The 21,154-nt window shown below is 71.0% G+C and carries 21 protein-coding genes and 1 pseudogene; 15 read left to right on the forward strand and 7 right to left on the reverse strand.

Going from position 1 to position 21,154, the window contains the following annotated elements; genetic code table 11:
* The first annotated feature begins 26 nt into the window (after nt 1–26).
* From pstC to pstB, 3 genes are all read left to right on the forward strand, one after another.
* The gene (pstC, locus tag ACH4EB_RS19890; RefSeq protein ID WP_398348843.1) at nt 27–1,028 is read left to right on the forward strand and encodes a phosphate ABC transporter permease subunit PstC; all 1,002 of its coding nucleotides are present in this window, start codon (nt 27–29) and stop codon (nt 1,026–1,028) included.
* Entirely contained in the window at nt 1,025–2,104 is a 1,080-nt protein-coding gene (gene pstA, locus ACH4EB_RS19895; protein ID WP_398348844.1) for a phosphate ABC transporter permease PstA, read from the forward strand. Before pstC ends, pstA begins: the two co-directional genes overlap by 4 nt.
* Before the next feature lie 93 nt (nt 2,105–2,197).
* Nucleotides 2,198–2,974 carry a phosphate ABC transporter ATP-binding protein PstB gene (gene pstB / locus ACH4EB_RS19900; protein ID WP_398348845.1) on the forward strand — a complete coding sequence of 259 codons (777 nt, stop codon included), beginning with the start codon at nt 2,198–2,200 and terminating at the stop codon, nt 2,972–2,974.
* Between the two features lie 139 nt (nt 2,975–3,113).
* Here pstB and ACH4EB_RS19905 read toward each other — a convergent pair whose 3' ends face one another.
* Together ACH4EB_RS19905 and ACH4EB_RS19910 are read right to left on the reverse strand one after the other, a co-directional pair.
* Nucleotides 3,114–4,112, reverse strand: coding sequence for an anion permease (locus tag ACH4EB_RS19905; protein WP_398348846.1), 999 nt, complete (start codon nt 4,110–4,112; stop codon nt 3,114–3,116).
* A gap of 6 nt (nt 4,113–4,118) precedes the next feature.
* On the reverse strand, nt 4,119–4,739 hold the full coding sequence (locus ACH4EB_RS19910) for a DUF47 domain-containing protein (RefSeq protein WP_003983068.1): 621 nt from the start codon (nt 4,737–4,739) through the stop codon (nt 4,119–4,121).
* A 194-nt stretch (nt 4,740–4,933) separates the two neighbouring features.
* Here ACH4EB_RS19910 and ACH4EB_RS19915 point away from each other — a divergent pair, with 194 nt between their 5' ends.
* Nucleotides 4,934–5,335 (forward strand): metal-sensitive transcriptional regulator, encoded by a 402-nt coding sequence (locus ACH4EB_RS19915; RefSeq protein ID WP_398348847.1) that lies wholly within the window; start codon nt 4,934–4,936, stop codon nt 5,333–5,335.
* Between the two features lie 57 nt (nt 5,336–5,392).
* On the opposite strand, the gene ACH4EB_RS19920 is transcribed toward ACH4EB_RS19915, so the two are convergent.
* Both ACH4EB_RS19920 and ACH4EB_RS19925 read right to left on the reverse strand, forming a co-directional pair.
* Nucleotides 5,393–5,587, reverse strand: coding sequence for a hypothetical protein (locus tag ACH4EB_RS19920; RefSeq protein WP_398348848.1), 195 nt, complete (start codon nt 5,585–5,587; stop codon nt 5,393–5,395).
* A 173-nt stretch (nt 5,588–5,760) separates the two neighbouring features.
* Nucleotides 5,761–6,747 (reverse strand): hypothetical protein, encoded by a 987-nt coding sequence (locus ACH4EB_RS19925; protein ID WP_398348849.1) that lies wholly within the window; start codon nt 6,745–6,747, stop codon nt 5,761–5,763.
* 145 nt (nt 6,748–6,892) lie between these two features.
* Between ACH4EB_RS19925 and ACH4EB_RS19930 the strand changes: the two genes are divergently transcribed.
* A complete protein-coding gene (locus tag ACH4EB_RS19930; RefSeq protein WP_398348850.1) occupies nt 6,893–7,075 on the forward strand; it encodes a hypothetical protein in 183 nt (60 codons plus the stop codon).
* 171 nt (nt 7,076–7,246) lie between these two features.
* On the forward strand, nt 7,247–8,836 hold the full coding sequence (locus ACH4EB_RS19935) for an FAD-binding oxidoreductase (RefSeq protein ID WP_398348851.1): 1,590 nt from the start codon (nt 7,247–7,249) through the stop codon (nt 8,834–8,836).
* A gap of 154 nt (nt 8,837–8,990) precedes the next feature.
* Here the strand turns inward: ACH4EB_RS19935 and ACH4EB_RS19940 are convergent, their stop codons facing one another.
* On the reverse strand, nt 8,991–9,689 hold the full coding sequence (locus tag ACH4EB_RS19940) for a phosphatase PAP2 family protein (RefSeq protein WP_398348852.1): 699 nt from the start codon (nt 9,687–9,689) through the stop codon (nt 8,991–8,993).
* A gap of 209 nt (nt 9,690–9,898) precedes the next feature.
* Nucleotides 9,899–10,903, reverse strand: a complete 1,005-nt coding sequence (locus tag ACH4EB_RS19945) for an NlpC/P60 family protein (protein ID WP_398348853.1) — start codon at nt 10,901–10,903, stop codon at nt 9,899–9,901.
* 310 nt (nt 10,904–11,213) lie between these two features.
* On the opposite strand from ACH4EB_RS19945, the pseudogene ACH4EB_RS19950 reads away from it, so the two are divergent.
* From ACH4EB_RS19950 to ACH4EB_RS19990, 9 genes and pseudogenes are all read left to right on the forward strand, one after another.
* A pseudogene (locus tag ACH4EB_RS19950) lies at nt 11,214–11,869 on the forward strand (DUF5753 domain-containing protein).
* Nucleotides 11,870–11,878: 9 nt separating this feature from the next.
* The gene (locus tag ACH4EB_RS19955) at nt 11,879–12,067 is read left to right on the forward strand and encodes a DUF397 domain-containing protein (RefSeq protein ID WP_398348854.1); all 189 of its coding nucleotides are present in this window, start codon (nt 11,879–11,881) and stop codon (nt 12,065–12,067) included.
* A gap of 43 nt (nt 12,068–12,110) precedes the next feature.
* Nucleotides 12,111–12,332: a DUF397 domain-containing protein gene (locus tag ACH4EB_RS19960; RefSeq protein WP_398348855.1), complete on the forward strand. Its 222-nt coding sequence runs from the start codon at nt 12,111–12,113 to the stop codon at nt 12,330–12,332.
* A gap of 237 nt (nt 12,333–12,569) precedes the next feature.
* Nucleotides 12,570–12,878 carry a hypothetical protein gene (locus ACH4EB_RS19965; protein WP_030021086.1) on the forward strand — a complete coding sequence of 103 codons (309 nt, stop codon included), beginning with the start codon at nt 12,570–12,572 and terminating at the stop codon, nt 12,876–12,878.
* Nucleotides 12,879–13,466: 588 nt separating this feature from the next.
* Entirely contained in the window at nt 13,467–14,312 is an 846-nt protein-coding gene (locus ACH4EB_RS19970) for a hypothetical protein (protein WP_398348856.1), read from the forward strand.
* Nucleotides 14,302–15,693: a hypothetical protein gene (locus ACH4EB_RS19975; protein ID WP_398348857.1), complete on the forward strand. Its 1,392-nt coding sequence runs from the start codon at nt 14,302–14,304 to the stop codon at nt 15,691–15,693. Before ACH4EB_RS19970 ends, ACH4EB_RS19975 begins: the two co-directional genes overlap by 11 nt.
* Nucleotides 15,690–17,252: an SCO6880 family protein gene (locus tag ACH4EB_RS19980; RefSeq protein ID WP_398348858.1), complete on the forward strand. Its 1,563-nt coding sequence runs from the start codon at nt 15,690–15,692 to the stop codon at nt 17,250–17,252. Before ACH4EB_RS19975 ends, ACH4EB_RS19980 begins: the two co-directional genes overlap by 4 nt.
* A 28-nt stretch (nt 17,253–17,280) precedes the next feature.
* Nucleotides 17,281–18,705: an ATP-binding protein gene (locus tag ACH4EB_RS19985; protein WP_398348875.1), complete on the forward strand. Its 1,425-nt coding sequence runs from the start codon at nt 17,281–17,283 to the stop codon at nt 18,703–18,705.
* Complete coding sequence (locus ACH4EB_RS19990) at nt 18,702–20,336, forward strand: type VI secretion protein (RefSeq protein ID WP_398348859.1); 1,635 nt, start codon at nt 18,702–18,704, stop codon at nt 20,334–20,336. The genes ACH4EB_RS19985 and ACH4EB_RS19990 overlap by 4 nt, the downstream gene beginning before the upstream one ends.
* Nucleotides 20,337–20,367: 31 nt before the next feature.
* On the opposite strand, the gene ACH4EB_RS19995 is transcribed toward ACH4EB_RS19990, so the two are convergent.
* Nucleotides 20,368–20,910, reverse strand: coding sequence for a GNAT family N-acetyltransferase (locus tag ACH4EB_RS19995; RefSeq protein ID WP_398348860.1), 543 nt, complete (start codon nt 20,908–20,910; stop codon nt 20,368–20,370).
* Between the last annotated feature and the right edge of the window lie 244 nt (nt 20,911–21,154).

A 21,154-nucleotide genomic window follows, 5' to 3' on the forward strand; every position in this document is an offset into this window, starting at 1 on the left:
GCCGGGCCCCGCAGACCGGAGAAACCATGAACTCAGCACCGTCGATATCCAGCGCCCCACCACCGCCACCACCCGCGCCCGCCGACGCCCCGGCGGCCGGCCGGGCGGTCCGCCCCGGAGACCGGATCTTCCGCGGCCTGACCCGCGGCTCGGGCATCGCCCTCCTGGTGATCATGGCCGCCATCGCGGCCTTCCTCACCGTGCGCTCCGTGATCGCCATCTCCGGGGACCACGCGAACTTCCTGACCTACCTCGACTGGTCCGCCACCGGCACCGAGCCGAAGTTCGGCATCGCGGTCCTCGCCTTCGGCACCGTCGTCAGCTCGGTGATCGCGATGGTCATCGCGGTCCCGGTCGCGGTCGGCATCGCGCTGTTCATCTCGCACTACGCGCCGCGCAGGCTGGCCTCCCCGCTCGGGTACGTCATCGACCTGCTCGCCGCCGTCCCCAGCATCATCTACGGCCTGTGGGGCGCCCTGTTCCTCGTGCCCCACCTCACCGGCCTGTACGGCTGGCTGGACGACCACCTCGGCTGGACCGGCGTCTTCGCCTACGGGGACGGCGCCGCCCGGTCGCTGTTCACCGTAGGCATCCTGCTCGCCATCATGATCCTGCCGATCGTGACCAGCGTCAGCCGCGAGGTCTTCCTCCAGGCGCCGAAGATGCACGAGGAGGCCGCGCTCGCGCTCGGCGCGACCCGCTGGGAAGTCATCCGGATGTCGGTCCTGCCGTTCGGCCGCTCCGGTGTCATCAGCGCCTCGATGCTGGGCCTGGGCCGCGCGCTCGGCGAGACGATGGCGGTGGCCACCGTCCTGTCCCCCAGCTTCCTGATCAACACCAGTCTGCTGGACCCGGGCGGCGGCACCTTCGCCCAGAACATCGCCAGCAAGTTCAGCGAGGCCGACGAGTTCGGGCAGGACGCCCTGATCGCCTCCGGCCTCGTCCTCTTCGTCATCACGTTGCTCGTCAACGGCGCGGCCCGCCTGATCATCGCCCGCCGCAAGGAGTACTCGGGGGCCAACGCATGAGTAACACGGTCACCGCGCGGCGGCCCGTCGCCGACAGCGCACCCCTCCCGGTCTCGCTCAAGCAGCCCCGGCTGCCCCGCTGGGCCCCGGCCGGCCTCGCCGTCGTCGCGGCCGCCGCGGGCAGCGGCATCGGCCTGGTCTTCGGCCTGGAGAGCCGCATCCAGTGGGGCCTGATCGCCGCGCTGCTGTTCGTCCTCGGCACGTTCCTGACCGCCGCCGCCGTCGAAGGCACCCGGCAGGCCAAGGACCGCCTGGCCACCAGCCTGGTCTGGATCTGCTTCCTGCTGGCCGTGATCCCGCTCGCCTCCCTCATCTGGGAGACGGTCGCGCGCGGCGCCAAGGTCGTCGACGGCTACTTCCTCAGCCACTCGATGGGCACCCTGCCGGACGCGATGGCCGGCGGCGGCATCTACCACGCCCTCATCGGCACCCTGGAGCAGGTGGGCCTGGCGACCCTGATCGCCGCGCCGATCGGCCTGCTCACCGCGATCTACCTCGTCGAGTACGGACGCGGCAAGCTCGCCAAGGCCGTCACGTTCTTCGTCGACGTGATGACCGGCATCCCCTCGATCGTCGCCGGCCTGTTCGTTCTGTCGGTGTGGATCCTGATCCTCGGCTTCGGCCCGTCCGGCTTCGCCGGCGCGATGGCGCTGGCCATCCTGATGATGCCGGTGGTCGTGCGCTCCACCGAGGAGATGCTCAAACTGGTACCGAACGAGCTGCGCGAGGCGTCGCTGGCGCTCGGCGTACCGAAGTGGCGCACCATCCTCAAGGTGGTACTGCCCACCTCGATCGGCGGCATCGCCACCGGCGTGATGCTGGCCATCGCCCGCATCACCGGCGAGACCGCGCCCGTACTGCTGCTGGTCTGGGGCGCGAAGATGATCAACAGCAACCCCTTCGAAGGCGCCCAGCAGTCGCTGCCGCTGTACGTGTTCCAGCAGTGGCAGATCGGCACGGACGCGGCGTACGACCGCGCCTGGGGCGCGGCGCTCGTCCTGATCGCCTTCGTCATGATCCTCAACCTGGTGGCCCGCGGCATCGCCCGCTGGAAGGCCCCCAAGTCCGGCCGCTGACCTCCCCCACAGCCTGCACGGCGTGGGGGGACCCCCACCCACAGCCTGCACGGCGTGGGGGATCCTAGTTCCCCGAAAGAAGCAGTGATCCCCATGGCCAAGCGAATCGACGTCAGCGGCCTCTCCGCCTACTACGGCAGCCACCGCGCCATCGACGACATCTCCATGACCGTCGAGCCCCGCTCGGTGACCGCCTTCATCGGCCCCTCCGGCTGCGGCAAGTCGACGCTCCTGCGCACCCTGAACCGGATGCACGAGGTGACCCCCGGCGGCCGCGTCGAGGGCAAGGTGATGCTGGACGACGAGAACCTCTACGGCAGCGGCGTGGACCCGGTCGCGGTCCGCCGTACCGTCGGCATGGTCTTCCAGCGCCCCAACCCGTTCCCCACCATGTCGATCTTCGACAATGTCGCGGCGGGCCTGCGCCTGAACGGCTCGTACAAGAAGTCCGAGCTGTCCGCGATCGTGGAGAAGTCCCTCAAGGGCGCCAACCTCTGGAACGAGGTCAAGGACCGGCTGAACAAGCCCGGCTCCGGCCTGTCCGGCGGCCAGCAGCAGCGGCTGTGCATCGCCCGCGCCATCGCGGTCGAGCCGCAGGTCCTGCTGATGGACGAGCCGTGCTCGGCCCTCGACCCGATCTCCACCCTCGCCATCGAGGACCTGATCGGCGAGCTGAAGGAACGCTTCACGATCGTCATCGTGACGCACAACATGCAGCAGGCGGCCCGCGTCTCGGACCGTACGGCCTTCTTCAATCTGGCCGCGGTCGGGCAGCCCGGCAAACTGGTCGAGATCGACGACACCGAGCGGATCTTCTCCAACCCGTCGGTCCAGGCCACGGAGGACTACATCTCCGGCCGCTTCGGCTGACCGGCCCCGCGCGTCCCGCGCCGACCGGCCCCGTACGTCCTGCGGTGCTGCATGGCGGTGCCACCGCAAGGACGAGGGCCCGCCCTCCGGTACCGGAGGGCGGGCCCACACGCACGTACGGCCCGCAGGCCGGGTCACGTCACGCGAACACGAGGTGGACGCACCAGTAGGTCAAGGCGGCCACCGCCGCGCCGGCGGGCATGGTGATGAACCAGCCCATGACGATGTTCTTGGCGACGCCCCAGCGCACCGCCCGGGTGCCCTTCGTCGAGCCCACACCCATGATCGCCGAGGTGATGACGTGGGTGGTGGAGATCGGCGCGTGGAACATGAACGAGGCGGTGTACATGACGGACGCCGCGGTCGTCTCGGCCGCGAAGCCCTGCGGCGGGTCCAGTTCGATGATCCGCCGGCCGAGCGTGCGCATGATGCGCCAGCCGCCCGCGTACGTACCCAGCGACAGGGTCAGCGCACAGGCGATCTTCACCCAGACCGGGATGGCGTCGCCCTGGCCCTCGACATCGGCGATGACCAGCGCCATCACCACGATGCCCATGGTCTTCTGGGCGTCCTGGAGGCCGTGCCCGAGCGCCATGCCGGCCGCCGAGACCGTCTGCGCTATACGGAAGCCCCGCTTCGCCTTGTGCGGGTTGGACTTCCGGAACAGCCACATGATCACGACCATCACGAGATAGCCGAGGATCAGGCCGATCACGGGCGAGAGGAACATCGGGACGACGACCTTCTCCATGACGCCCGACCAGTAGACGGTCGTACCGCCCGCCAGCGCCGCGCCCACCATGCCGCCGAAGAGCGCGTGCGAGGACGACGACGGCAGTCCGAAGTACCAGGTGACCAGATTCCAGACCACCGCTCCGACCAGGGCCGCGAAGAGGATGCCCATCCCCTTGGAGCCCTCGGGCGTCGAGATCAGTCCCTCGCTGACCGTTTTGGCGACCCCGCTGCCCAGGAAGGCGCCGGCGAGGTTCATCACCGCGGCCATCGCGAGCGCCGCCCGCGGGGTCAGGGCCCGCGTGGAGACCGACGTCGCGATGGCGTTCGCGGAGTCGTGAAAGCCGTTCGTGTACGTGAATCCGAGCGCGACCCCGATGGTCACGATGAGCGCGAAGGTGTCCACCGGAGGTCAGGACTCCTTGACGGCGATCGTCTCGACCGTATTGGCGACATGCTCGAAGGCGTCGGCCGCCTCTTCCAGGATGTCCACGATCTGCTTGAGCTTGAGCACCTCGATGGCGTCGTACTTGCCGTTGAACAGGTGCGCGAGCAGCTTGCGGTGGATCTGGTCGGCCTGGTTCTCCAGGCGGTTGACCTCGATCCAGTACTCGGTGAGGTTGGACATCGTCCGCAGGTTCGGCATCGCCTCGGCGGTCAGCTCCGCCGCCCGCGCCAGGACCTCGATCTGCTGCTCGACACCCTTCGGCAGCTCCTCGATGCTGTAGAGGACGACCAGGTCGACGGCCTCCTCCATGAAGTCCATGATGTCGTCGAGCTTCGAGGCGAGGTTGTAGATGTCCTCGCGGTCGAACGGCGTGATGAAGGAGGAGTTCAGTTGGTGGAAGATCGCGTGGGTCGCGTCGTCCCCCGCGTGCTCCGCCGCCCGCATCCTCTCGGCGATCTCTGTCCGCGCGGAGGCGTCCGCCCCGAGCAGTTCCATCAGGAGTTTGGAGCCCGTGACGATGTTGTCCGCGGACGCGGCGAACATGTCGTAGAAGCTCGTCTCCCTGGGGGTCAGACGAAAGCGCACGTGAAATCCTCGGGGTGCATCGGATTCGGTCGAGTTGATGCTAGGCGCATCATCCAGCCACAGCTAACCGGCATTCCTTCAGTGTCGCCCATCGGGCACCATGCTCTGCACGGGGTACCGCCCGCGCCTGCGAATTTCTGTACCATATACCCACTAGGGGTATATGGAACGCCTACGTACCACGGGAGATGGCCATGACGACCACGGATGCCGACACCAACGGCACCACCGCAGCCGCCGCGGCCTGCCACGCCGACGGGCCGCACAGCGCCCGCGGCACCGACCCCGCCGCCGTCACCCCGCATGACCTGGGCATCCACGGTTACGCGCAGCAGAAGGACGCGCACATCAAGAGGCTGCGCCGGATCGAGGGCCAGATCCGCGGCCTCCAGCGCATGCTGGAAGAAGATGTGTATTGCATTGACATACTCACCCAGGTATCGGCGAGCACGAAGGGCCTCCAGTCCTTCGGCCTCCAGCTCCTGGAGGAACATCTGCGGCACTGCGTCGCCGACGCCGCCGTCAAGGGGCCCGAGGCCATCGACGAGAAGGTCAAGGAAGCCACCAAGGCGATCGAGCGGATGCTGCGCACCTGACCGCGACGGCCGGACGCGCGATGGCCACACACCGTCACGCCCGGCGCCGCCGCCCTGTCACCTGGGATCCCCGGGTCCGGGTCCCGGTCGCACGCGGTCCGCGTCCACGTCCAGCACCTCGTCGATACGGTCCGAGCTGAGCCGATCCTCGCTCGCGGCGGCCGCCGCGATCATCAACTCACCAGTCAGGTCGATCTCGACGAGGGCTACGTGGTCCTGAACTGTCGCGTTGCGGTGTCCGGCCACGTACAACACCTCCTCCTTCGAGCGCCTCCCCACTCTTCTGGTGGTTACCGCCCAGAGTAGGTACGGGCGCACGCTCCGCGCATGGCACGGATGGACCATTTCCGCCGGTTCGCACACGCCGTGGTCACGTGCCCCGGATCCGGCCGCCCGGTCCGGGCCGCGCCCGCCGGCCGCGGCGCTCAGCCGCCCGTGGCGGCGACCTTGCCCGTGTAGATGTCGTCCCGGTCGGGCAGCCGGACCGGAACCGGCGCCCCGAAGGCGTACAGCGTGGTGGTGGAGGTCACCGACGTCCCGCCCGTGGTGCCGTTGGCGAAGCGGAAGCGCTGGCGCACCTTGCGCAGCCGTCCGGCGTCGTCCAGATACGCGTCGAAGGCCACCACGTCGGTGGTGAAGCCTTTCTCCGCGGCGGTCAGCGCGGGGCGCGCCGCGGCGGACGCCGCGCGCGCCGCCGAACCGATGTCCGTCGTGCCGCTGAAATGCCGCACCGGCACGCCGTCCAGCCGCTCCCGCCCCTCGTACGTCACCTCCCGCACGCCGCGCAGCAGTTCGGCGGCGGCCATCGGGTCGGTCGCGCCGCCGGTGACGAGGTTGCCGTCGGCCAGCGAGGCGGTGTCCACCCGCACCCACTTGCCGGCCGGCACACCCGCCCCGCGGTTCTTCATGTAGAGCGCGGACGGCGTGAGGATCTCCGTGATGGTGCGGTGCGCGCCGCTCCCGTCACCGGTGTCCGGAAGGCGTACGTCCAGCCGCCCGGTCCGTCTGCGGTAGTCGTGGCCGCCGGTCCCCCGGATGGCGACGCGGGTGCCGCCGCTGGCGGTCTCCAGCTCCGTACGCACCCGGGAGGAGCCGGCCCGGACCAGCGCGTCGGAACTGGCACGCAGCGCGGCGGCGTAGTCCGTACGGCCGGACGGGGACCCGGCGGCCGACGGGCCGGACGCGCCCCACGGCCCGGTGGACGGCCGGTCGCCCGGTGGGCGGGCACGGTCGGTGAAGGGCGGCCCGGCCGCGGACCCGCCCACCGGGCCGTCTGCGGAGCGGCCGGCCGAGGCGTGGTCGTCGGCCGCCGCCCCGTTCGGGGAGCAGCCCGTGGTGAGCAGCCCGACCGCCAGGCCCACCCCGCACACGGCGGCCGCGACGGCGCCGCCTCGCCTGTCCTGCACCACCATCGCGTACGAGCCCCCTCGGCCGCTCTGCTCGTGAAGTAGCGGACCGGGATGTTCCGGTTGTCCGGACCACCACGACCCGTTCCGTTCAACGACCGTTCAGCCCGCTTCGTCACGCCCGTACACCCCGGGCGCGTAGCGTGGCGCCGTGCAGGACCGAGCATCGCAGGAGCCGACAGAGCGGCCCCCGGGGCCGCCCGATCACCGGACCACCACCACCGAACGAGGTTCGTTCTGCCTGGCCCGCTGTAGCTGCGGCTGGCGCGGCCCGGCCCGCCGGGCCCGCTCCCAGGCACGGACGGACGCGGAGCGGCACCACCCGGCGGAGTGAGCGCGAGCCCCCGTCACCGACACCGGCCCCGGGCGGGCACGCCGCGCCGCACCCGCCCGGACGTCCGGAACCACGCCCCTGGAACCTCCCCCGGCCCCCGTCTCATCTGGACAGGGGGAAGTCATCCACGGCGCGCGGACCCGAAAAGGGTCCCAAAAGGGGCAGTTCACAATGAAGCGGCGCACGATACTGGCAGCCGGCGGCGGACTCGCGGCGGCGACCGCGGGCCTTACCACCGCCTGTGGCAGCGACACCGGCCACGCGAGCACCCCGGGCGGCACGGCCTCCGGCGGCGTCGGCCTCAACACCAGCTCGCAGGCCGGCCGCCCCCCGGCCGCCAAGGCCTCGTGGGACGCCCTGCGCAGCAGCCTCGACGGCAAGCTCATCCGCGCCGGTGAAGCCTCGTACGACGCCGCCCGGCGCCTGTACAACACCCGCTACGACAACCTGAAGCCCGCAGCCGTCGCCTACGTCCGCCACCCGGCCGACATAGCCGAGTGCCTGTCCTTCGCCCGCCGCCACAACGCCCCCGTCGCGATACGCAACGGGGGTCATTCGTACGCCGGCTGGTCCAGCGGCAACGGCAAGCTCATCATCGACGTGTCCGCCCTGAACTCCGTCTCCGCGCCCTCCGGCGGCATCACCCGGATCGGCGCCGGCGCCAAGCTCATCGAGGTCTACGAGGGCCTGGGCAAGCACAACGTCACGATCCCCGGCGGTTCCTGCCCGTCCGTCGGCATATCCGGCCTGACCCTCGGCGGCGGCCACGGCGTCGCCTCCCGCGCGTACGGACTGACCTGCGACAGCCTCGTGGGAGCCACCGTCGTCACCGCCGACGGCAAGACCGTCGAGTGCGACGCCAAGCGCCACAGCGACCTCTTCTGGGCGCTGCGCGGCGCCGGCAACGGCAACTTCGGCGTGGTCACCGAACTCCGCTTCCGCACCCACGCGGCGCCCCGCTCGGTCATGGCCTACATGACCTGGCCCTGGTCCAAGGCCACCGCCCTGCTGCGCTCCTGGCAGGAGTGGGGGCCCACCCAGCCCGACGACATATGGTCGTCCCTGCACCTGGACGCCCACCCCGGCAGCACCCCGACCGTCTCCGTCGCGGCCTTCTCCCTCGGCTCGTACGGCGACCTCCAGAACGCCGTCGACAAGCTGGCCGACCGCGCGGGCGGCCCCGGGCCCGCGAAGTCGGTGCGCCTGACGCCCCGCTCGTACCTCGACGCGATGGAGTCGTACGCGGGCTGCTCCTCGAAGACCACCGAACAGTGCCACCTGCCCGGCGCTCTCCCCGGCCGCAGCGCGTCCGGCAAGCTCGCCCGCGAGACGTACGCGGCCCGCTCCGACTTCTACGACCGCTCGCTCGACGCGGCCGGTATCCGCGCCCTGCTCGGCCAGATCGAGGCCGCCGGCCGCAAGGGCGTGGCCGGCAACGCGTCGCTGACCGCGCTGGGCGGCGCCATCAACCGGGTCCGCCCCACCGACACCGCCTTCGTGCACCGCCGCTCGCGCTTCCTCGCGCAGTACCTGGCGTCCTGGAAGGCGGGCGGCACGGGCTCCGCGCAGAGCGCCTGGCTCTCGGGCATCCACGGCGCGATGCGGCGCTACGCCTCGGGCGCCGCCTACCAGAACTACGCCGACCCGGCCCTGACCGACTGGAAGAAGTCCTACTACGGCCCGGCCGCCGACCGCCTCACCGAGCTGAAGCGGCAGTACGACCCGAACGGGCTGTTCAGGACGTTCCCGCAGGCCCTGTGACGGCTCGTCCCCTCATACGCCGGGACCTCATACGACGGGCCTCATAGGCGCCGAGGCCCCGTACGACCGGGCCGCACACGACGGGGCCCATACGACGGGGGAGGACCGGGCTGTCGGCCCCGGTCCTCCCCGGCATCTCGCTCCATGGCCCCGGCTACGCCGCCAGGTCCTCGTCCCGCTCCTCCCGCGCCACCGGCGACACGGCCGTCACCGGCCCGGAGACCGTACGGGGCGCCGGCCCGCCGGCCCGGACGAGCCACCAGGCGGGCGAGCGCCCGACCGCCGTCGCCACCGGGATCAGCATCGCCTGCGCCACCGGCGCCAGCAGCAGCGCCACCGCCGTACCGAGCGCGAAGCCGCCGACGACGTCCGTCGGGTAGTGCACGCCCATGTAGACCCGGCAGAACCCTTCCAGCAGCGCCAGGCCGATACCGATCAGCCCGTACACGCGGTGGGCGATGAACAGCCCCACACCGACCGCCATGGTCAGCGTCGCGTGGTCACTGACGAACGAGAAGTCGGTCTTGCCCGGAACGAGCACCTCCAGACCCGCGTGCACCCGGAACGGCCGGGGCCGCTCCACCACCGCCCGGATCGGGATGTTGGCCAGCAGCGCCACACCGGCGGCCAGCGGCGCCCAGACCAGGCCCGCCAGCGCGGCCGGCGCGTCCGGCCGCCGGCGCGCACCCCACCAGGCGATCAGGCACAGCACGGCGAGCGCGGCGATGATGCCGTACTCGCCCACGTACTCCACGGCGCGGTTGAGCCACTGCGGGGCGCCCTTCGCGAGGCCGTTGATGCCGTCGAGCACGTCCACATCGGGGTTCGACCCGTCCATTGCGAGTCCAGCCATCTGCCGGGGCCCCTTACCTTTCGCGCGCGCGAGCGCCGTGTGAGTGCTGCCGACCCCCGTGGTCTTCGGACGTGGCCGGATTCCCACGGCCTCGCCATGTCTCCATGCCCAGGAAACGCGATGGACAGCCGAGCCGTTCCAGCCTCTACCGGATGATCACCAGGACGTTACCGAAGAGAGACTGATGTCCGCAGTTCAGGGCCCCATGTTCACGCAGCGTTCGACCGGGGCAGCGCTTTCGCGCCGTCTTCGGTGACCCGGGTCGCACCGATGTAGTCCGGTGTGTCGATCTTGTCGAACCGGATCACCGCGCCCGTGTACGGCGCGTTGATCATGTAACCGCCGCCGACGTAGATCCCCACGTGATGGATGGAGCGCGGATCGTTCAGATCGTGCGCGAAGAACACCAGGTCCCCGGGGAGCAACTCGTCCCGCTTCGGGTGCGGCCCGGCGTTCCACTGGTCGTTCGCCACCCGCGGCAGCTCGATGCCCACCGAGTGGTACGCGGCCTTCGTCAGCCCCGAGCAGTCGAACCGCCCGTCCTGCTCCGGCGTGCCGTTCCCGCCCCACAGATACGGCTTGCCGAGCTGCTCCTGCGCGTAGTAGATCGCGGAGGCGGCCTGCCGGGACGGCGCGACCCGCCCCACCGGCGCCGCGAAGCTCTTGGCGAGGGTCGTGATGATCCGCACGTAGTTCTGCGTCTCCCGGATCGCCGGCACCCCGCCCGCCTTGATGACCCGGTAGGCACCCGCGTTGTACGCCGCCAGCATGTTCTGCGCCGGGTCGCCGGGCACGTCCTTCACGTACTTCGCCAGCTCGCAGTCGTACGACGCCGCCGACGGGATCGCGTCCGCCGGGTCCCACACGTCCCGTCGGCCGTCCCCGTTCCCGTCGATGCCGTGCGAGGCCCACGTACCGGGGATGAACTGGGCGATGCCCTGCGCCGCCGCGGGGCTCTGCGCGCGCGGATTCCAGCCGCTCTCCTGGTAGAGCTGGGCGGCGAGCAGCGCCGGGTTGATGGCGGGGCACAGATTGCCCCACTTCTGCACCAGCGACTGGTACGAGGCCGGCACGGCCCCCTTCGCCAGTCCCACCGCCCGGCCCGCGCCACCCGCCAGGCCCGCGGCGGCCGTGTACGTGCCCACCACGAGCAGCGCGAGGAAGCAGAGCACCAGCCCGACCCCGACCCCACCGGCCACCCAGTATTTCCGCACCCCTCAACCCTCCCCCATACGGGCGCGTTTCACCGCCGTTTTCGGCATGTACCTCACCACACGACGGTCGCACGGGACCGTCCCCGCACCCCCTCGGAGCCTCCGGGCGCACGGCCCCGCCCCGCGCCCTCCCTTTCACTCCCCCAGCTCGAACCAGACCGACTTCCCGCCGCCCGGCCCGTGCCGGCACACACCCCATTCGCCGGCGCACACCCCGACCAGATGCAGCCCACGCCCGCCCACCGCGTCGGACTCGCGCCCCCGGGCCTACGGCTGCACGGACGGCCCGCTCTTCGAGGGGCTGATGGTGATGGACCAGGGCCGGGGGAAGGGGTGGTGGGACGAGTACCGGGACGACCTCGGCCGCCCAGCACTCGACCTCGCCGAGCTGGCGGCCGGGGCCATCGGCGTCCGCAGGCACGAGTCGTCGGCCGTACCCGGACTGCTCCAGACCGCCGACTACGCCCGGGCCATGTGCGCCATGGCGGCAGACGAGAGCAAGGACGAACCCATCGACCGATACGTGGAATTCCGCCTCGCCCGACGGCGCGTCATCGAACAGAGCCCCGGGACCCCCTACCACGCGGTGATTCACGAGAGCGCTGCGCACACACTGATCGGCGACGCGGAGATCACGCGCGGACAACTGCGCCGGCTGATCGAACAGCCCGCCTGCCACACGTGACCGTGCAGGTCTTCCCCTTCACCGCCGGGGGATTCTCCGCCTACAGCCGGCCGTTCGCCCTGTTCGGCGGCCCGGCACCGGAGCTCGACACCGTCCGCCTGGAGCAGCCGCTCGGCTCGGCGCTCCAGCACGACCGTCAGCATGTCGACAGGCATTCCAAGATCTTCACAAAGCTGTCCGAACTGGCTCTGTCGCCGGTTGACCCCGATGCGAAGCCCGAGTCTCATGAGGGCCGGGACTCGCTGACCTTGATCCACCACCTCGTGTACGCCATGCGGTAAGGAACCGTCATGCCGCAGGTCGACTGGCGGAAGTCGCCGTACAGCACGCACGGCACCGACGGCTGCGCAGAGGCGACCGCAAACTCCGGCGGACCGGTCCGCTACCGCGAGAGCGACCGCCCCGGGAAGGTCGCCCAGGCCACCAGCCACACCTGGTCCGCGTTCCTCCGGGCCGTAAAGTCCTCCGCGTACGAGTGAGTGCACGAGGTCACCGCCCACCGCGGACCCGACGGAGGAACTTATGCCGACCACCCCCACTCCCCCAGCGAACCTCACCTGGCAGAAGGCCACGGACGACGCGAGCACGCCCGAGTACATCGAGGTCGCCTTCGGGGGCGACGACAACGTCTACCTCCGGACGAACACCGAGCCGGACAACATCGTGGCCACCACCCGCACCAAGTGGGACGCGTTCGTGCTGGGCGTGAAGGCGGGCGAGTTCGACCACTTCGCGGAGCTTTGACACCCCGTCACCTCCACCCAATCGAACATTGCCCGGTGTGATCGACCGTGATACACACGGTGATACCGGCAGGTCCCCAGGTGACGCGCGCTTCCGCGCACACGCAATCCCCACGGGATCCGTCAAAGAAAGCCGTCAAGTCGACATCTGGTGGCGGTTTTGTCAGCGAAGATAGATGCTGACCCATGTCGTGTGGCGCGGGTACGCAACAACCCATAAGGGGCGGTGAGTTCATTCATGCACTTGGCGGCCGAAAAGGGCGACATCACCACCATCATCGGCGGAATCGCCCCGGACTGGGGTCCGTTCGGGACACTGGGCAATGAAGCCCGCGTGATGATCGAAGTGGTCATGGCAGTAGCGATTCTGCTCTGTCTCGGCATCGCGATCTGGGGCGCGGCCAAACAGCGCATCGGCGCCACCGCGCTGCGCGACACGTTCAGCGCCGAGCAGGGCAAGGGCCTCATCGTGGCCGGCCTGACCGGCGTCTTCATCATCGGATCGCTGGGCACGCTCTTCACGATCGTGTACGGAATGGCGGTGTAGCCGGTGTAGCCGGTACGGGCCGTCCCTGCGCCCCTGGGCCGGCCCCGCCCGGCTCGTCCCGGGCCCCGGCCCCTGCCGCCGGGGCCGTTCGAGGGACAGCCGCCACCACCCCACCGGCCCCTCCCACCCCGTACCGAAGCGCCGCACGCCCCCACACGCCACCGGCGCGGCGCGCGGCGGGCCGACTCCTCCCGTACGCCCCGCAGCCGTCCGCCCACGCCAGGACCCCTCCCTCACCTCCCCCACCAGCAGCCATGTCCCGCCGCCGAGAGCACCCGCCGATGCCCGCTCCTTCCGCCCCGCACCGTTCCGCTTTGCGCCACTCCGGCAAGCAACGGGCCGATTGGGCCGCGTACCGGGCGGGGACACATGGGCTTGGCGGGGACGGAGCGGTGGCCGCGGCCCACGGGGTGGCCGCAAAAGCCGCAGAGCCCCCCATTCGCCTCTTCCGCCCGACATCTGAGGTCGCGTCACGGTGAGATCTACTCGTACCACTGCGCCCGAGCCGCTGCCCGCGCGGCTACGGTCATATACGGGCGGCAAAACGACAGCAGTGACGGCCAGGCCGGTTGAGGGGGCACAGGCGCGATGAGTCTCAGCGATGGCGGCGGATACGGCGGTGGCGAGCCGGGCGGCCCGGACACGGGCGGCCAGACCCGCACCAGACTCCCGGACGGCGACGGCGACACGTACGGGGCCATCCGCCGCACCCGTACGGGCTCCTCCAGCCGGAACCTGATCACGATCGTCGGCGTGGTGGTCCTCCTGATCGCGGCCATCGCCTTCGCGAACCGCGGCGGAGGCGGCCAGGGCCCGGCCGACGACACCGCGAAGGACACGGACACCAACCCCACCGCACCGACCGGCACCAAGCCGGTCCCCGGCAAGAACGGCGGCATCGCGACGGGCTTCGCGAAGACGGAACAGGGGGCGCAGTCGGCGGCGGCGAATTACGCGACAGCTCTCGGTTCCGACGGCATGTTCAAGGCCGACACCCGGCACGGCATAGTGGACCGGGTCTACACGCCGCAGGCGGCCGCCAGGCTCAAAAGCTCGCAGGACAAGGCGTACTCGGCGGCGTTCCTGCGCAAGCTCGGACTCGACGCGGCCGGTAACGCCCCGAAGGGCATGACCTTCATCTCCCGCACGATCCCCGTCGGCACAAAGGTCGAGCAGTTCGGCGACGGCAAGGCCAAGGTGGCGGTCTGGTACACGGGACTGATCGGCATGGCCGGCCCCGGGTCGACCGATCCGGTCCGTACCGACTGGCAGACCTGGACGTTCGACCTGGCGTGGTCGGACGGCGACTGGAAGATCACCGACGACTCGCAGAAGCGCGGCCCCGCCCCCGTCACCGGGGATATTCCGGCTGCCGGCGCGGACGAGATCAGCAAGGCGGTCAAGGATTACGGAGGTTTCACGTATGCCAGGTAGTCCGCGTCGCCCACGACATCGCGTGCTGTCGATCGTGTCCGCCTGGGCGGGCGTCCAGACCGCGGTCTTCATGCTGGCCGCCCGCGCGACGGCGGCCCCGACGCCACCGCCCGCCTCCCCGTCACCATCGTCGTCGCCGTCGCCGTCGCCGAGCGCCAGCAACGACCCTTGCGACCTGCTGATCGGCTCGGCGAAGGACTACTGCCAGAAGGACGCCGACGGCACATCCACCCCCAAATCCCCCGGCGGCCTGACCGACAACAACCCCCTCGACCCCCTCACCTCCCTCGCCAAAGGCTGTGCCGACGCCGCCGCCTGGATCGTCAACAAGTTGTCGGACGCCGTGAAGGCGACCTCGCAGGTCGACTTCACGAACGCCGCCTTCCTGAAGCAGTACGCCGTCGTCTTCGCCGCCTCGACCGTGCTGACGCTCGTGCTGTGGCTGCTCGCCGTCGCCAAGCGGGCCGTGCGCGGCGTACGGCTGACGGAGGCGATCAGTGAGGCGATCGGATTCCTGTGGCTGACCGTGCTCGCCTCCGCGTTCACGCCGCTGATCCTGTACACCGTCGTCTCCGCGACCGACGGCGTCACCGAGATCATCGCGAAGGGTACGGGCGCGCAGACCGACACGTTCTTCGGGGCGTTCGCGGCGGCGCTGAAGAAGGACACGGACATCGGCGGCGGCCCGATCATGCTGATCGTGGTCTCGCTGGTCTCGGTGCTGGCCGCCGGCGTGCTGTGGCTGGAGCTGGTGATACGGGCGGCCCTGCTGTACGTGGGCGCGCTGCTCGGTACGGTCGTCTACGCGGGCCTGGTCGACAAGAACATGTGGGGACATGTCCGGCGCTGGGCGGGCATCATGATCGCCGTGATCATGGTGAAACCCGTCATCGTGGTCGTCCTGGGCATCGCGGGCGCGCTGACGACCGGCGAGGGCCCGAACGCCATCTCCGCCGTCGTCTCCGGCCTCGCGATCATCCTGCTCGCCATCTTCGCCAGCGCCGTGATCTACCGTTTCGTCCCCGGCTTCGGCGACGAGATGGTCTCGGCCCGTACGAACAAGAAGCAGGCCACCGAGGGCGCGCAGGCCGCGGCCGTGATCTCCTCGCCCGCCGCGCTGGTGTCCCAGGGCATCAAGACGCACAGTTCCCGCAGGTCCGGCGGGGGCGGCGGCCAGGAGCAGAGCGGCGGGCAGGCGCGGCCCGCGGACGCGGTCTCCGGCGGCGTGGCCGCCCACGGCAGCCGCGCCGGCACCTCCGGCGGCGGCCGCGTCCCGGCCCCCGCCGCCCCCGGCTCCCGTTCACATCCGTCCCCCGGTTCGAGCGGCGGCTCGTCCGGCGGCACCCGCACCGGCAAGACACCAGGAGGTGACGGGCGTTGATGACCCAATCCCACCCGATCGCGCCCCGCCGCACGTACCTGATCGGCCGCGCCCGGCCGAACGCGATCGTCGGCAAGAACCGCGAGACCGGCGAGATCGCGCTGATCATCGCGGGCGCGTTCGTCGGCATGGTGTGCGGCCTGCTGGTGCCGGTGCTGTCGCTGCGGATCGCCACGCTGACCGGTTTCCCGCTGCTGGCGATCGCCGCGGTCTACTTCCCGTACCGCGGCCGTACGTTCTACAAGTGGTTCGAGATCAACCGCAGCTACCGGCGTACGGTCCGCCGGGGCACCACGTACCGCTCCGGCACCGCCGAGGCGGGCATCCGCCTGGACGGCCGGGAGGTGGAGGTCGGCCCGCCGCCGGGCATCGGCCGCATCAACTGGCTGACCGCGCCGTTCGGCCCGGACGAGATCGCCGTCCTGCTGCACGCCGACCGCCGTACGGTCACCGCCGCCATCGAGATCGAGGGCCCGGGCGTCGGGCTGCGCGACAGCGAGGACCAGGAGGCGCTGGTCGAGCGGTTCGGCACGCTCCTCAAGCACGTCGCCAACGGGGACGGCTTCGTCACCCGCCTGCAGATGCTGGCCCGTACGCTCCCCGCCGACCCCGACGCGCACGCCAAGGACGTCGCCCAGCGCGGCGACGCCGGCTCCCCCGCCTGGCTGCGGGAGTCGTACGACCAGCTCCAGTCCATGGTCTCCACCTCCTCCGAGCAGCACCGCGCCTACCTCGTCGCCTGTATGCACTACACCCGCGAACTGGCCGCCGAGGCGCAGACCATGGCACGCGCCGCGCAGCTCCACAACGGCGGGCTGCTCCGCAAGAAGCTGGACCGGGACGCCGGCCTGGCGGTCGTCATGGCGCGCGAGCTGACCGACATCTGCGCGCGGCTGGCCGAGGCCGACATCCGCGTACGCCAGCCCCTCGGCCAGAGCCGGCTGTCCTCCCTCGTGCACTCCATGTACGACCCGGACCACCCGATCGACCACATCCAGGCGATGACCAAGCGCAACGCCTGGCCGGCCGAGCTGGACGCGATGGAGCCGACCTACCTTCAGGCCAAGACCCGCGAGTCGGCCACCCGCGCGCCGTGGTGCCACGCCACGGCCTGGGTCAAGGAGTGGCCGCTGACCCCGGTCGGCGTCAACTTCCTGGCCCCGTTGCTGGTGCACACTCCCGACGTCATCCGTACGGTGGCGGTCTGCATGGACCTGGAGCCCACCGAGGTCGCGATCGAGCGGATGCTGACGGAGAAGACCAACGACGACGCGGAGGCCAGCCGGGCCGCCAAGATGAACCGGGTGGTCGACCCGCGCGACGTGGCCCACCACGGCCGCGTCGACCAGCGCGGCGAGGACCTCGCCTCGGGCGCCGCGGGCGTCAACCTCGTCGGCTACATCACCGTCTCCTCCCGCTCCCCGGAGGCGCTGGCCCGCGACAAGCGCACCATCCGCGCCTCGGCGGGCAAGAGTTACCTCAAACTGGAGTGGTGCGACCGGGAACACCACCGCGCCTTTGTCAACACGCTGCCGTTCGCGACCGGGATCCGCCGCTAAGCCGCTGGGAGGCGCGTACGTCATGGCCATGCTCGATCCGCTCGCAGCGCTCACCGAGGCGTTCACCAGCTTCCTGTTCGGGAAGGTGGAGACGACACGGCTTCCGGTACGGACCTCCACCGGCCAGGCCCAGGCCGTCTACCTGCCGACCGCCGCACCGGGCCTGGGCGACTCCGGCGTGATCATCGGCCGCGAGGTCTACAGCGGCAAGGGCTACATCTACGACCCCTTCCAGCTCTACGGGCAGCAGCTCCCGGCCCCGCACTGGCTCGTCCTCGGCGAGTCCGGCAACGGCAAGTCGGCGCTGGAGAAGACCTACGTCCTGCGGCAGCTCCGCTTCCGCGACCGGCAGGTCGTCGTCCTGGACGCGCAGGGCGAGGACGGCGTGGGCGAGTGGAACCTGATCGCCGAGCAGCTCGGCATCACTCCCATCCGCCTGGACCCCACCGCCGCCCTGAACGGAGGCATCCGCCTCAACCCCCTCGACCCGTCGATCACCACCACCGGCCAGCTCGCCCTGCTCCGTACGATCATCGAGGTCGCCATGGGCCGCGGGCTCGACGAGCGCTCCGGCTTCGCGCTCAAGGTGGCGCACGCGTACGTCAACGAGACGATCACCAACCGGCAGCCGGTGCTGACCGACATCGTCGAGCAGCTCCGCCATCCCGAGGAGGAGTCGGCGGAGGCCATGAACGTCGACATAGACGACGTACGGGCCTGGGGCCTGGACGTCGCGCTGGTGCTCGACCGGCTCGTCGACGGCGACCTGCGCGGCATGTTCGACGGCCCGACCACCGCCGGCATCGACCTCGACGCGCCGCTGATCGTCTTCGACCTCTCGCACATCGACCGCAACTCGATCGCGATGCCGATCCTGATGGCCATCGTCGGCGTGTGGCTGGAGCACACCTGGATCCGCCCCGACCGGAAAAAACGGATCTTCCTCGTCGAGGAAGCCTGGCACATCATCAACTCGCCGTTCGTCGCCCAACTGTTCCAGCGGCTGCTGAAGTTCGGCCGCCGCCTCGGCCTGTCCTTCGTCGCCGTCGTCCACCACCTCAGCGACGTGGTGGACGGCGCCGCCGCCAAGGAGGCCGCGGCGATCCTGAAGATGGCCTCCACCCGCACGATCTACGCCCAGAAGTCCGACGAGGCCCGGGCCACCGGCGCCGTCCTCGGCCTGCCGCGCTGGGCCGTCGAGATCATCCCGACGCTCACCCCCGGCATCGCGGTCTGGGACGTCAACGGCAACGTCCAGGTCGTCAAACACCTGATCACCGAGGCGGAACGGCCACTGGTCTACACCGACCGGGCGATGACCGAGACCTCCGCGATGATGACGGAAGAAGCGCTGGCGATCGGCCGGGCGGCGGACGCGGAGGCCGGACAGCGGGCCGAAGCCCTGGCGATGCGGCGACAGTTCCGGGACGAGTCGAGCGAGACGGTGGCGTGACGCGGGCATACGGGCACGGGCACGGCGGTACGGGCGCCCCCGGCGGACCGGTCGGCGCAGGGGGCGCGGGAGGGCCGAGTGGCGGACGGGGGCGGGGCGTTCCCGACGCGCTCCTGATCGGCGTCCTCGCCTTCCTCCTCGGGCTCACCGTCCTGGCCTGGGCGGCGACGGGCCTGGCCGGCCTCTTCACACACGGCGCCTGGCCGGACGGCGTGACCTTCACCCGTACGCCACTGGCCCTGCGCAGCCTCATAGCCGCCCCGCACGACCTCGCTGCCGCCTGGCCCGACACCCCCGCCGCCCAGCTCTCCGGGTACGGGCTGTTCTGGGGCATCCTCATCAGCGAACTGCTGGTCCTGGTCGTCCTGACGGTCTTCGCCCTGGGGACGATCACCCGCTACCGGGCGGTACGGGCCAACCGGCGGGCGGGGCCCGAGCGCGCCGGATGGGACGGGGACACCGCGCAGGGCGCCACGACATCCTCGACAGGCCCAGAGGCGGCCACCACGCCTCCCGCAGCGCCGGCGACGGCCCAGCCCGCCCCGGCTGCCCCCGCACCGCCCTACGGGGTCACCGGGGCTTCCTCCGGCCCACCCGCTGTCCCCGGCACGCCCGACACGGCAACGGCGACCGCACAACCCACACCGACCCCACAACCCGCACAGGCCGCCCCCGCCGCCCCCGGGCCCGTCCCCGGCTCCGCCCCGGTCCTGCACTACGGCACCGACCGCCGCCAGGCCGGCGCGCTCGCCGCGGCCGCCATCACCGCGGCCGAGGGACCGCTCGTCGTCGCCACCACCGACCCCGCCCTGTGGGCCGACACCAAGGACGGCCGCGCCAAGCTGGGGCCGCTGCTCACCTACGACCCGCAGCACCTCGTGGACACCCCGGCCCGGATGCGCTGGTCGCCCACGTCCGGCTGCGAGGACATCGGTACCGCCGCCGCTCGCGCGGCCGCGCTCCTCACCCCCGTACGCCCCGTCGGCGCACTCGACTCCGCGGTGGCCGACGCCGCGACGGCCCTGCTGCGCTGCTGGCTGCACGCCGCCGCCGTGGACGGCCGCCCTTTCCGCCAACTGCACCGCTGGGCACACGCCAAAGGTGCCGCACACGAGCCCGTACGCATCCTGCGGACGAACCAGAAGGCGTCGGCGGGCCAGGCGGGCGAGCTGGAGTCCGTACTGACCGCACACGCGGAACGCCGCGACGCGGCGCAGGAGTTGGTCTCCCGCACCCTGGCGTCCCTCTCCTCGATCCACATCCGGGACGCCTGCAATCCGGCGCGATCCGATGCCCTCCTTCTCGAATCTTTCATCGACGAAGGGGGAACGCTCTACGTGGTAGGGGAATCCATCGAGGATCCGCGGACCACTCCGGGTGCGATGCCGCTGCTCACCGCACTCCTCTCCAACGTGGTCGAGCGCGGCCGCCGCATGGCCGAACGGTCATCCGCCGGCCGGCTCGACCCACCACTCACCCTCGTGCTCGACGACATCGCGGCGCTGGCGCCGTTCCCCGCCCTGCCCGGCCTCCTCGAAACCGGCCGCGCACAAGGGCTGTTGACGCTGGCCACGCTGCGCTCCCCGGAACAGGCCCGCGCCCGCTGGCCGTACGACTCCCTGCCGGGCTGAGGCGCCCCGTCGCACGGAGCAATCGGACCGGTTACGTGCGCTCCAGCGCCATCTCGCGCTCGATGGCGGCCCCGTCCTTGGGGTCCGCCATCGTGCGGCCGGTCTCGACGAAGCCGAGCGACCGGTAGAGCGCCACCGCGCGCCCGTTCTCCTCGTGCACCCAGAGCCGTACGCGCCGCACCGCCGGCTCGGTCCGGCTCCACGCCCACTCCACGGCCGCCGCGAACAGCTCGCGCGCCAGCCCCGTGCCCCGGTGCTCCGGACGTACGTACACGCCGACGACGTGCGCCCACGGCTCCTCACCGTCCCGCTCGTCCGCGCCCTCGTCCTCGACGAGGACGACGACCATGCCGCCCCAACCACCGTCGGGCGCCTCGCCGATGATCGTCAGCGGGTCCCGGTCCTCGTCACTGCGTGCCGCCCGCCGCCGCCACACGTCGTCCGAGTACGCCGTGACCTTCTCCAAGGACTCGTTGAAGGCGATGCGTGCGAGCGGGTCGGCGAGCGCCGCCAGCCGGAGTTCCCTGAGCCGCTTCCACTCGTCCGCCTTCACCGGCCTGATCAGATACCCCATCGGCCCAGCATCCCAGCGGCCCGTCCCCCTGGCCACACATGGTTCACCCTCCCCACCCCTCACCCACTGGTCAGCGGCAGCGAACAGCTCACCCCGCACGCGGCCGGCGCCGCCACACCGACCACCCTTCCGGGTGACCACACCAACGCAAAAAAGCTCCGGTCCCTGAACCAGAGGTTCAGGGACCGGAGCTGAAAAATTGTTCGGCGGCGTCCTACTCTCCCACAGGGTCCCCCCTGCAGTA

This window comes from Streptomyces sp. NPDC018045 (genome assembly GCF_044327445.1).
Classification (GTDB): domain Bacteria; phylum Actinomycetota; class Actinomycetes; order Streptomycetales; family Streptomycetaceae; genus Streptomyces.